Origin of the sequence: Actinoplanes sp. NPDC048796 (genome assembly GCF_040650035.1) — a bacterium.
Classification (GTDB): domain Bacteria; phylum Actinomycetota; class Actinomycetes; order Mycobacteriales; family Micromonosporaceae; genus Actinoplanes.
On sequence record NZ_JBEZGO010000009.1, the window covers coordinates 370867 to 383754 of the forward strand.

The 12888-nt window shown below is 66.8% G+C and carries 6 protein-coding genes and 1 tRNA gene; 5 read left to right on the forward strand and 2 right to left on the reverse strand.

The window, feature by feature from the left end:
* Window positions 1–8: 8 nt before the first annotated feature.
* Together AB0C26_RS32940 and AB0C26_RS32945 are read right to left on the reverse strand one after the other, a co-directional pair.
* Complete coding sequence (locus AB0C26_RS32940) at window positions 9–2651, reverse strand: fibronectin type III domain-containing protein (protein WP_360255530.1); 2643 nt, start codon at window positions 2649–2651, stop codon at window positions 9–11.
* A 109-nt stretch (window positions 2652–2760) separates the two neighbouring features.
* Window positions 2761–3936, reverse strand: a complete 1176-nt coding sequence (locus AB0C26_RS32945) for a hypothetical protein (protein ID WP_360255478.1) — start codon at window positions 3934–3936, stop codon at window positions 2761–2763.
* Window positions 3937–4217: 281 nt separating this feature from the next.
* On the opposite strand from AB0C26_RS32945, the gene AB0C26_RS32950 reads away from it, so the two are divergent.
* From AB0C26_RS32950 to AB0C26_RS32970, 5 genes are all read left to right on the forward strand, one after another.
* Window positions 4218–4305, forward strand: a tRNA-Leu gene (locus AB0C26_RS32950).
* A 147-nt stretch (window positions 4306–4452) separates the two neighbouring features.
* Window positions 4453–4959, forward strand: coding sequence for a hypothetical protein (locus tag AB0C26_RS32955; protein ID WP_360255480.1), 507 nt, complete (start codon window positions 4453–4455; stop codon window positions 4957–4959).
* Window positions 4949–5986 (forward strand): site-specific integrase, encoded by a 1038-nt coding sequence (locus AB0C26_RS32960; protein ID WP_360255482.1) that lies wholly within the window; start codon window positions 4949–4951, stop codon window positions 5984–5986. Before AB0C26_RS32955 ends, AB0C26_RS32960 begins: the two co-directional genes overlap by 11 nt.
* Window positions 5987–6834: 848 nt before the next feature.
* Window positions 6835–11340: a hypothetical protein gene (locus tag AB0C26_RS32965; RefSeq protein ID WP_360255484.1), complete on the forward strand. Its 4506-nt coding sequence runs from the start codon at window positions 6835–6837 to the stop codon at window positions 11338–11340.
* Window positions 11341–11709: 369 nt separating this feature from the next.
* Window positions 11710–12534, forward strand: coding sequence for a hypothetical protein (locus AB0C26_RS32970; RefSeq protein WP_360255486.1), 825 nt, complete (start codon window positions 11710–11712; stop codon window positions 12532–12534).
* Window positions 12535–12888: the final 354 nt, after the last annotated feature.

Below are 12888 nucleotides of genomic sequence, written 5' to 3' on the forward strand. Positions count from 1 at the left end.
TGTCTACCTCAGCAGTTGGGCAGGTCGTTCAGGTCGTCCCCACCGTCGAGGTTGAGCCACGCCCACGGGATGTAGTTCTTGCCTTCGTAGTTGACCCGGATCCACCAGGTGCTCTTCTTATGGCTGTTGTAGATGTACGAGTCCACGTCCTCGCCGGCCTTCTTGCAGTACGCCTGCAACCTGGTGCCCGGCTTGGCCCACCCGACCTGCTTGTCGTTGTCCTGCTTCGTCACGCTGAAGATCTCGTTGCCGTTGCGCCCGGCGCGATCCTCGTTGCAGTACGTGGCGGTGTCGCCGTTCTCACCGTTGTTGCAGGTCGCTTTTCCGAACAGGTTGGCCGTGCTCTTGGTCGATTTCGCCTGGACCGTGCCCGCCGCGTTCGTCGCGGTGACCGTGAACGTGTAGCTGGTGCTCGGCTTGAGACCGGTCAGCTTGAGGCTGGAGCAGCTGCCCTTGGCCGTCGCCCCGCCGGTGGCCGCGACCGAGCAGCTCGCCGTGCCGCCGCCCTGATCCACGGTGAACGCCACAGTGGCCGCGTTGAAGGTCGCGTTCACCCCGGTAACCGTGACCTTGGGCGACGCCACCGTCCGCGCGGTGGCCGTGCCCGGTTCGCTCTCCCCCGCCTCGTTCACCGCTCGCACCTCGACCGCCACGTTGACGCCCGACTCGAACCCGGTCAGCGTCGTGGCCGTGCCGGCCGTGACGTCGGTGCTCTTGTCGCCGGCCGTAACCACGTACTTGGTGATCGTCCGCCCGTTGTCCACCGAGGGCTGCCAGGCCACCGAGATCGACCCGGCCTGGTCCCCCACGGTCGCCGCGTCGACTCCTTCCGGCTTGCCGGGCGCGGTGAACGGCACCACGCTCCCGCTGACCGGCGACGCCTTCGACCCGGCGCCGCGCTCGTTCACCGACACCACCGAGAACGCGTACTGCTTGCCGTACTCAAGCTGTCCGCTCTTGATCGTCAGCGTCGGCTCGGTGGTGTCGCCGATCGGCGCGCTGCCGCCCTCGGAGATCGCCGTGACCGTGTAGCGCTTGATCTCCAGACCTTGCCCGTTGGCCGCCGGCCAGTTCACCACGACCGAGCCGTCCGGCTTGGCCTCGGCGGTGACCGCGGCCGGCGGGTCCGGCACCTCGGAGGTTGGTTTCACGGCATTGCTCGTACGGGCCGGCCCGGCGCCCTTCTTGTTGACGGCGCTCACGGTGAACGTGTACGTCTGCCCGTTCACCAGTCCGGGAATGGTCAGCGCCCGCTGATCGGCGCCGACCTCGAAGGTGCGCCCGGAGCCCACCACGACGTACTTGAAGATCGAAGCCCCGTTGTTCCGCGCCGCCTGCCAGGTCACCCGCGCCTCGGCGTTGCCCGCCGCCGCCCGCACGTTGCGCGGCGCGCCCGGCTTGGTCACCACCGGCTTCTTCGGCTTCGGCGGCGGAGGCGGAGCCTGCGGCGGCGTCTCCGGCGGGTCCCCACCGAGCACGTCGTCGGCGTACTTGTCGACGGTGCGAACCGTGTGCTGGTTGTCGACGACCCGCGCCGCCTGCGAGCCCGGCGCGTTGATGAACAGGTAGCCCTCGCGGACCTCCAGCTCCAGCGGCCCACCCGGGTCGGCGAACCTGATGTCCTTCTGCCGCGCCCCGGCCGAGTCGAACACGTGCACCGACCCGTCGGCGTCCGCCACGTAGAAGTAGCCCTCCCAGGCCACCGCCGGCTGAAGCTCCTCGCCGTCGCCCGGCACCGCGAAGTCGCCGCGCAGCTTGTCGTCGCCCACTACGTACACATGCCGGTCGCCCGGCACGGTCACCGGCACCTGCTTGCCCTCGGTGTGCGGCGCCAGCACGCCCGGCCCGGCCAGCGGCAACGTCACCGGCTTGGGCAGCGGCTTCCCGTCGCGGATGGTGCTCAGCCCGTTCGTCGTCCGGTTGAGCACCGCGACACCGTCGTCGAGCGTGGACAGCACAAGATCATGGCTCGCCGGCGCGACCGCTTCGGTCCGTTCCTTCCGCGGCCCACTCTGATCCGGGCCCTGCGACGACTTCGCCGCCGGCACGATGGACGTGACAGTCCCCTCGCTCGGGGAGGCGATCCACAGCTTGCCCTTGCCGTCGAACACCCCGCCCGCGATGCCCGGCGGGAACTGGAGCGCGGGACCGATCGGCGCCAGGTTCTTCGGCTCGAGCTGCTGCACCCGCCCCTGCACGGTGTCGATCACGAAGACCGAGTCCTCGTGCAGCGCGATGCGCACCCCGATGCCCGAACTGGTCGAGTCGTCCCAGAACTTCTCCAGCGTGGTCAGATCCATCGACCCGACAGCGCCGGTGTTGACGTCGCGCAGGATCACGAAGCGATCGTTCTGCACGATCTGCACCTGATGGCCGCGCGCCTGCGGCACGTCGACCCGCGTGTCCACCTTGGCCGTCACGCCGTTGACCCGCGCCACCTCACCCTTGGCCCGGCTCCACACCCACGACGCGGCGTCGAAGCTGGCCACGGCTTGATCGGCCGACCCGAGCCCGAGCACGGTGAGCCCCAGACCACCGGCCAGGGCCAGCACGGTGCCCATCGTGACCAGGTAGCCACGGCGTCGCCACCGTCGCCTGGGTCGCTGTTCGCTGGTCACTGCCGCTACCTCCCCGTCGGCCGGCGCATTCATGGCGGTCAAGAACGCTGGCCATCATAGGGGGATCCGCGTAGCGGCTGTAACCCATTGTGGATAAGTGCTGCAGCACTCAGTGATCAAGCTCTCGGAGAGTGGTCACGGTCTATCGCGGAGTAGCCGTAGCCCGCGACGTACACGCCTGCGGCGAGGTGGCGAACTGGTTGTCCCGATACACCGCCACAACGGCGAAGCAGTAATTCAGTTCCCCGTTCAACCCCGACATCTCGAAGGACGTCTGCCCAGGTCCCAGCGTCGAAACCGGCTTCAACTCCTGCCCCGGACGCCCCATGGTGACCATAAAGGACACCGACCCGGCGGACGGATCAGTCCACGAGACGATGATCGAAGCCCCGCCGTCCCGCAGCCGAACATCGGTCGGAGCCGGCCCACCGAGAGTTGGCACATCCGGATCCCCACCAGGATCACCCGTCCGATTGGCCAGCACGAACACCAATGCCGCCACCGCGATCACCGCCGCCAGCACCGCCGCGATGGCCGCGAAGATCCCAAGACCTTTCTTCCCGTACGCCGGTGAGCCGCCCCCAGAAGCAACGTCAACAGCACCGCCACCCTGCCGCTGAGCAGGCACCCACGGACCACCGAACTCACCCGCATACCCCTCGGACGCACCGCCCGGCGCCGCACTTGCACCCGGCGGATACGCGGGCAGAGGGCTTGTGACCGGAGGATGCGCAACCTGTGGATAAGTGGCCTGTCGATACGCGGCCTGCGGCTCCGCGACTGGCGAGGAGACGATCGGCTGCACGATCGTCGGCTCGTCCAGCGGCCCCCGCCCCTGACCAGGCACATGCGGCCGAGCCTGAGGCTCGGCGGGCGCGGCCCGTACAGGAGCAACCTCTGACCCACCCCACACCCGCTGTTCCGGGACCGGCTCTTCCGTCCGTACGAAATCAGCCCCCGCCGCCATCTCGCCGGCCCCCGGACCCAGATAGCTCCGCGCCCGAGCCACCGCCGGATCCCCGTCACCGAGCACCCCCGGCCCCAGCTCAGCCACCCGGGTGAAGGCTTTACGAGCCTCATGCCGGTTCCCCAGCTCCTCAGCAACCACCCCGATGTCATGCGAGATCCGCAACATCAGCGCGTCAGATTCCCCAAGCCGCCACAGCCCAGCCGCGTACGTCTCCTCCAGCACCCGCCGAGCCGCCATCGGATCATCGACCCGCTGAAGAATCGTCCCCAGTTCATACGCGGTGACCAGAACATCCGGATCGTCCTCGGCCAGGTTGACTTTCCCCAGCTCCACAGCCTTCTCGAGCACAGCCCGAGCCCCCGCGAGGTCCCCCACCCCCGCCAGCTGCTGCGCACGCTGCCGAGCGGGACCGAGAGGAGAGGCCTGAGACACGCAGCCATGCTGCCCGTTCTGACCCCTTACCGCCAGGCCACCCGCTTCAACCAGGTCATATGCCCCGCAATGTCCCGCCACCCACCCCTGCCAACCCCTCCCCAACGGACCGTGTACAGTTCTCTCCTGTGCGGCTCGCCGGGCCGCCGATACCGACTGCAAAGTCGGCACAGGCAACCGGTAAGCTGAACATGCAAGTCCGGGTGGCGGAATGGCAGACGCGCTAGCTTGAGGTGCTAGTGCCCTTTATCGGGCGTGGGGGTTCAAGTCCCCCTCCGGACACCAGCCCCGGTGGAATCTCACCACAATGGTGAGTTTTCACCGACTGGAACCTCATCGCATCCGTATGAACGGATCATCAAAGGTCAGGCCGTTACCCAACGGCCTGACCTTTCGCGTTTCCCGGACATCCCGCCACGGGGTGTGCTGACGATGGATGCCATGGGCTCGCCGGCCGGGCCACCCGGAGATCGTTCCGAACAGCTGATCGGGGCGCTGATCCCACCCGCCCTCCAGCGCCCACCACCGGCGGCACCGCTGATACCGGCACTGCCGCCCGGCCTCGCCTTGCCGATCGGCGCCGACGCCACGTCCGTGCTGCTGGACATGGCCCGCCTCGACGCGTCCGGCCGGTTCTCCGCCCGCCGGCTCCTGCGGGCGCTGGACTGGCCGCCCGGGCACCGGGTCGACGCTGTTGTCATCGGCGACGCGGTGGTCGTCACGAGCTCAGCGACCGGCCGGCAGAGCGTGGGCAGCCGCGGTGAGCTCGCCGTGCCGGCCGCCGCCCGCGCCCTGGCCGGCATCGGCGATGACGGCCAGGTCGTGCTGGCCGCGCTGCTCGACCATGGCGTGCTGGTGGCGCACGCGCAGGCCGTCGTGACGCGGCTGCTCCTCGAGCACTACACCGAACTGGCGGACGAGCAGCATCATGACCGCTGATCCGAGCCGGGTCGCCGCGGCGCACACATTGCTGGCCCAACTCGGGGTAAGCGTCGCCGACCTGCAAGCCGCACCGGACAGCAGCCGTCGAATGCCGACGGTGGCCGAATACCTGCCCCGCGTCATGGCAGCGGCAACCCCATCGTCCTGCCGCACGTACGGCACCTACTGGGCCCGGATGGCCGCCGTGTGGGGCGACTGGCCGCTCGACGCCGTCGCGGCGACCGATGTGGAGGCCCTGCAACGCCACTGCGTCAAGCATGCCCGCCGGCGCAGCAATGGCCGCGGCGGCCGGCACGCCGGCGAAAACGTCATCAGCGCCGCCCGCGCCTTCTACACCCGCGCGATCGCCGACGGCCTCATCCCGGCCGGCGCCAGCCCCGCCCACCAGGTCCGCAAACCCCGCCGCTTACCCAGTCCACGCCGGGCGCTGACCCCGCGCGAACTCGCCGAGATCAACGCCGTCGCCCGGACCAGCGGCAACGACGTCATCCTCGACGCCCTGCTGCTGCGCCTGCACACCGAAACCGCCTGCCGCCGCGGCGGCGCCCTCGCCCTGCGCCTGATGGACCTTGACATCGAGCAAGGCGTGGTGAGGCTGCGGGAGAAAGGCGAAACCCTGCGCTGGCAGCCGATCAGCCTCAACCTCGCCGCCCGGCTGCATCAGCACGCCATCAGCCGCGGCGCGGTGCTGCCGGGCGACGCGCTGCTGCGCTACCGCGACGGCCGGCCCCTCACCTCCCGCCGCTACGACCACCTATGGAAACGCCTCGGCAACCGCCTGCCCTGGGTCGCCGCCCAAGCCATCTCCACCCACTGGCTCCGGCACACCACCCTGACCTGGGTCGAACGCAACTTCGGCTACGGCATCGCCCGCGCCTACGCCGGACACACCGACAGCACCGGCCCCGCCACCACGACCTACATCAAAGCCGACCTCCAAGCCGTCGCCACCGCCCTCGCCGCACTCACCGGCCAACCCCATCCGCTCGCGACAAGGCTCGACGATCTCGGCATCCGCGCCTGAAGTGGTTCTGCATGGGGTGTTCAAGGCGACGCGACACCGCCGCCGAAAGCGCAGCCGACGAGCCAATGTCGGTGCGGCCGTATGCCCCGGAAGGTCGCGGGAGGTGGCAGGTGAGCTCGCCCCCGGTACGGGGTTGGGTCCGCCTCGGCCGCCGGCAGAGTGAAGTTATGTGAGAAGAGACCGCAGCCCACTTGCCGACTGGCCGGCCATGGGCAGCTTCGTACTTGCCATCCCGGCCCTGCTGATCAGCCTTGCCGCCTGGTGGTTCCCGCAATCATCGGCGGAGCATCACCCTCAGCCTCCCGCCCCGGCCCCTGTCGTGGCTGTCGTCGTGGTTCCGGTCCAGCCGAGGCAGCAGCCGGTTCGCGGCGAGTTGGACCTCGTCTTGCCGCCCCCCTTCGACCGACTGACCATGCCAAAGGTCTGCAGATAGGGCGACATCTGAGCCGTTGCGGATGGCCTGAGCGCCGCGGACGTGTCGGGCCAGGGTGCCGCTTCGTCCGGCTGGGCGTCCGGCACTTCGATCATGACCTCTACCCCAGTGGGTGCGCGTACAGCGCGACCCGCATTCCAAGAACCCGACATGCTCAATGGCCTCCGCTTCGCGGTAGGCAGGGTGATCAGCCAGCCAGCCTGGTCAGTTGATCTGCTCGGTCCGACTCCCTGCCGCACAGCTTCGCGAGCGCGGCAAGCAGGATCGAGCGAACGTCGCGCTGACCCGATGCCGGCCAAACTGCGGCATTGCTCTTCGAACCGCGTGGTGACCCACGCAAGTAAAGGGTTCGCGATCCGCCTGCATTCGGCCTATATGGTGTCCCTAGCACCTCCGCATTGCTCAAGGAGACGGATTGCAGGCGATTTTCGGCGTCACTGTCGGACGCCTGTGCCGCGTCCGGTCCGGCGCGGTCGGCGACGAGCTGCCATTCCCGCTCGACGCTGAGGGCTTCCTCGATCTGTCGTCGGCCGGCCCTGTTGGTAGGGCCAGTGACGGTTCGGCCGGCCGTCTCGTATCGCTTCTGGACGCAGTGCGTAGCGGCGCTGTGGTTCTGCTCGGCGAGCCGGGTCTGGGCAAGTCGACCGAGTTCGAAGCGTTGCGGGCCGACGCCGCCTTTGCCTCGGTGGAGATTGTCGACGCGGCCGACATCACGGACACTGCCAGCTTCCACGAGTTCGTCGGCCGACATCTACGCACCCTTCCCGAACGCTCACTGGGCGGAGATCGGCAAGACGGATCCGTGCTGCGCTTGGGCCTAATAATCGATCAAATCGACGAGTGCCCGATCCGACAGCAACTCGCTGGCCTCCTTCGGAGCACACTTCGCAACCACGACGTCACTGCGCTGAACCTCGTGCTGGGTTGCCGCACGGCGGACTACCCATCGAACCTAACCACTACGCTGACGGACATCTTCGGCTCCTGCACGGTCGCTGACCTCGCGCCTCTAACGCGCGCCGAGGCCACGAGGCTGGCTTCGAGCGCTGAGCCGGGTCGTGGAGACGCACTCGTCAGTGCAGCGGTCGACTGCGGCGCCGGTGTGCTCGCGAACGTGCCCCTCACCCTAGAACTGCTGGTTCGTGCCTTCCGGCACGATAAGGGGCTAGATGCCACACCTGATGTTTTGTTCGCCCGTGGGGTACAGCAGTTGGTCGACGAGCATGACACCGATCGGGCGGTAACCCATGACGAGTCGACTTCGGCTCAACGCTGGGCGGTTGCTGAAAGGGTCGCGGCACGGCTGATGTTGTCGGGTCGGCGAACGATTTGGCGGGGGCCTGTACTCGACGCCGGCGAACATGACCTCACGGTCGACTCGCTCGCGGGCGGCGACGAGAGATCTGATGGCCACGGATTTACCATCACGAGAAGAATGGTCGACGCGACGCTCGCAACGGGCCTGTTCACTGGGCGGGGCGCAAACCGGCTTGCCTTCCGGCATGGATCCTTCGCCGCGTTCCTGGCTGCGAACTATCTAGTACGTCACCGAGTCCCTACCGCACAGCTGCAGTCTCTCTTTCTTGTAGCTGCAGGGGGAGCTGCGCGCGCGATTCCGACGTCGCTGCGTGAGACCGCCGCTTGGCTTGTCAACGCGGATCAGAATAGCGCTGACTGGCTGGTCGAGGCCGATCCTGAAAGTCTTGTGCCGCATAGCCCGCTCGTCGACTCGCCCGCCACGCGGCGGCTGCTCGTCGAGGCGATGCTGATGCGAGCCCCGGAGATCGAGGCCGGCGATCAGGCTTGGGCGAGGGCGAGCCGCCATCTGCAGCATCCCGGACTCGATTCTCAGCTTTCCGGCGTGCTCTCGACGGCACACAGCGGTCAACCCGCTTACCCTGCGTCGGCGGCGCGTGTCCGGCTGGCGGTCCGGCTGGCTCGAGAGGCAAGAAGCGCCGCAGTGGCCGACGACCTCCTGAGAATCGCTGAGCACGATGAGTGGGATCCTGGGACACGGACGCGCGCCTCGCTGGCGGCTTTCGAGATCAACCCCGACGAATCCGCGGACCGGCTACGCACAGTCTTAATGACGCTCACGGATCGCGGACACGCGGCCGCAATTGACCCGCACGACGAGTTGGCCGGGAACCTGCTTCGCGCACTCTGGCCAGCTCGGTTGCCGACCGTCAACGTGCTTCCCTTCCTTGGCCGGCCGGAGAACCGGGTACTGTTTGGAACCTTTCGCGTTTTTCTCTCTACATTTGTCGAGAAACTCGGCAGTCCCGATATAGACGCCGTACTTCGGTGGGCCTTGGACACATTTGATACAGATTCGTATGCACCCGAGTCAGACCAGCGAGGCATTCCCTCTACGTTCCGCGACCTGCTCGACGATGTGACCGACCGAGCCCTCTCCGTCCCTGAAGCCAGCGATCATCTTGAACTCATCGCCGCGACCATGCACCAACGGCTCGAGCGTCACAACCGACCGGCCATCCCGCGTGCGCTTGACCTTGTGCACGCCGATGGCGCCGAACCGGACTCGGTGCGGTCGCTACGGCAGACCCTTGCCGTTAGGCTCATCACTCGCATGGTCGCAGCTGAGCCGTTCGACCGATCGACAGCATCGAATGTGGTTGGTTCTTGGCCCAGGAATCGGGCCTCGCGCTACGGGACGAAGGTAAACGACCTGCCGTCCGGGCTTCGGACGGGCGGCCGGGGAGCGCTGCTCAGCCACACCGATTTTCCGTGGCTTTTTGGCCTCAGTGCGGAGAGCGAGGCTGCCGACCAACCTGACTTGGCGCAGGCGTACGCAATGTGCGCCGGCATGCTCTTCGACCTAGCCGATGACGAGTCGGCAACACTGGCCTTCAGTAACCGCGATCATCCGGTCTGGCCCTACATCGCCTGGTGGTTCGAGCCGGTTGCGATCAACAGCGACATGGCGAACCGCTGGCGGCAATCCCACGCCGATGACGCTGAGGACACCGCATCTCCCGAGAATATCGCAGCGTTCCACCAAGAGGTCCAGCGGCTATTCGCCGACGTCACCTCCGGAGACACCGATGCCTTCTGGAAGCTGGCCGGAGCCCTGCAGTTCGAACCGAAAACGGCCTTCGGCCCGCCCCGGCTCGACGACGATCTTCTACAATTCCCCGCAATATCGCTCCTCATCGACGCCCCAGCGCGGCAGTTGACCGACGCAGCGTTCTTGTTCGTAACCAACGAACACGATCACGCCGATGAGTGGCTCGGCCAGGACGTGCATGACCGGCGTGCGTGGGCGGGATACCTCGCGCTGGCCCTCCTGCAGCGACGAAGCCGACTCAACCAGATTCCGTCAAAACGCTGGACGTTCTGGACCGCCGCCATCGTAAATTTTCACGCTGTTCCGTCTGGTGCCGGGGACCCGGAGGTCAAGCGTCAGTTGCTGGCCTACGTCGTAAAGCACGCGTCCCAACGTCTAGCCGACGTAGTCAAGCTCTACGTCCGCGCCGAGATCACTCGCAACAACTCCGCATCTGAGATTGAGCTGATCAATCCGGGCCAGGCACCATCGCTGACCGACGCCTGGCTCGAACTAGCAGCAGACTTATACAAGGCAATCACCAAAACCACGGACGCAGCGATCGTTCTGCCCTCGGACGAGGCGTTAGCCACCGCCGCCGAGCGGTGGGAACAGATGCTCGCAGCACTACTCGTGTTGCCTGACCGCCGTGCTATCGACCTGGCGACTTGGTGCCTCACGTGTACCGAAACGGAGATGGAAAGGGTCCTGGCCGGCCGGGCCGGGAATCTCTTGTGGCGCTCGGACCCTCCGCAGCACGTTGCGGCTATCTTGCAAATTGCGCAGACCCATCCGGCGACGGGCCGGGAGATCGCCTTGGCAACGGCACGCTCGCCCCTCACAGGCTCGCCTCTCGCTGACCTCGCCGTCGGGGAGCTGGTGAGAATCTATCGATGGTTCAGCGACGTGTTCCCGCCGGAAGAGGACCCAGGTTGGCGGCCAGGGGCGCACTTCGTCGGGCCGAAGGAGCAGGCACGCGAATGGCGTGACAAGACGTTGGAAGCGCTGGTCGGCATCGGCACCACGGAGGCGGCTGGGGCGCTTGCGCGACTCCGAGCGGAGTTCCCGGAACGCCCGATCTTGCTGTACAGCCTCGTCCGCTGCCGAGCGGTCGCCGCGAGGGACGGCTGGGCAGCCCCTACTCCGGCCGAGGTCGCCGAGCTGCTAAACGACGCACAGCGAAGGTTCGCTCGCTCCGAACACGAGCTACGGAACACCGTATTGGAGTCTCTCGGCGCCATCGCCGAAGACCTTGCAGGCCACGGGGATCTCCTTTGGGATCGCATTCCGAAGAAGTTCATGCCAGCTGGCCCTAAGAGGGCCGACGGGTGGCATCCGAAACACGAATACGCCCTACAGGCGTATCTCCTCCATGAACTGACCTTGCGCCTAGGCAGGCGCGGCATCATCGTCAACCGCGAAGTGATGATCCGTCCCACCGACGCCGGAACCGGGGCCGGCGATCGAGCCGACATCCTGATTGAAACGGCCACTCGGCTCACCAGCATGAATGGGTCGACCGCAGACCGCATCGCCGTAGTCATAGAGGTCAAAGGCTCCTGGAACAAAGATATTCGCACCTCCCAGCGCACCCAACTCGCCGAGCGCTATCTGCCTGCCGCGAAAACCGATACAGGGATCTACCTGGTCGGCTGGTACCCCGTTGAGCAATGGACAACCGCGGACTACAGGCGAAGTCAAGCGGCCCACCATACGCGAGACGGCCTCAGCGCCGTACTGTCGGAACAGTCCGCCGACATTCTCGCCGGACTCGGGAAGAGCACCCTCCCCTACCTGCTAGAAATACCGCTGCCACACCGAGACGCCCCAGAGGACGATCCCGTCACCCGATGAATGATCGGGGCATCGAAATTATAGTGCTGCACGCCAAATTCGATTCCAACCGCTCAGCTGAAACCTTGACCCCGTATCGCAAAGGACGCCCGCAACCGATCCTGTGACCCCAGGCCCTTCGAGGTGGAGAGTGCGGAGCCCGACCGGACAGAAGTCGATGCCGTCGATCCCCAGGTTCTCCAGTAGCCAGTCGCGGTCGCCAGCCATGGCAATCACACAGCGACACCTCGTCGGTGACCACCTCACACCCGGTAACGCCCAGGCCCAAGAAGCCTTGCGGCAGATGACCGCTTGAGCTCACACGAGCGGCGGCGCATTGTCCGGTGTGGCGCGTCCTCGATCTCAACAGGATGACCCACCCTGATGACCATGAGCGTCGCGTCCATCCTCACCCCCGTCCTGCCACAGTTGATCACCGGCGGGTTCGCCGTCATCGCCGGGCTCGGCGGCGTCGTGCTGACACAGCGTTACAACGCGCGGCAACGAGACCGTGAGCGCACGTCGGCAGCCAACGCGAAGATCGAGGCCGTCACGCAAGAACTGGTCGAGGCCGCCGGCGAGCTCCACCTGGCCCTCCTCGCCTACCAGCCGGTCCACAACGCCTGGCAGCCGCGGCTGATGGTCCTCGGCTCGGCCTTCCTGGAGTTCATGGCCGGCAAGCAGACTGGCGGCATGGCAATCGGCACCGCCCGAGGCGCCCAGATCGCGGTGGAGGCCAACCAGCGCGAGCTGCTCGCCGCACAGGCGCTGCTGGCGCCTATGCGGCGCGTCATGGCGGCCGCCACACGCGCCAGCCTGCAACTACCCGTCGGACCGGTCCGCGACGCAACGATGCGGCTCAGCGAAGTCGCCACAGAGGCGGGCCAGGCGTACGGACTCGAGAACCTCTGGCAGCGCAGGAAGGCGACAGTCGCCCGGGCACAGGCCGACACAGCTCTATACGCCGCTCTACGTGACCTGATCGACGCCGCCAACGCCCACTTGCATCCCGACACCGAGAAGCGCCATCGGTGGCCCATCAAGCTGCTGATTCGCCAGCACCGCGCCCGCGACCAGGCCGCCGCGCTTGACGCGACGGTGCCGGCACCACGTAACGCCGACTACGACGTCGTGCCTACGGTTGACGTACCTCCGCTGCTGCGTACCCGGACGGCCGTCCAGAAGCCCAATACGGGCCGTCAGCGGCGGGCATAACTGTCGCAGATGACCAGTCGACCGGCCAAGCCCTGGCAAATCAGAGGACCGCGCAGTCCCGCCGCTTCTATACGCCTACAAGGGCCTCAGTGTCGACCGACACACCTATCAAGCAACCATCAACATCTTGGCGCCACACTCCAGCCCCTAGCTTCATAGCCTTGGGCTGAAGAGCCCCAAGCCCAAGACCTCCGGCATGAAAGCCTGGGCAAGCCCCGCTAAGTCGTTGAGCAGACCCTCGCTTTGACTTCACAGGCAAGGGTCTGCTGCACAGATAGGTGACATCTGAGATGGCTTGCCGTGACGGCGGGCTGGAAGGATGTTGCTGTGCCCAAGCCCTACCCTCGTGAGTTC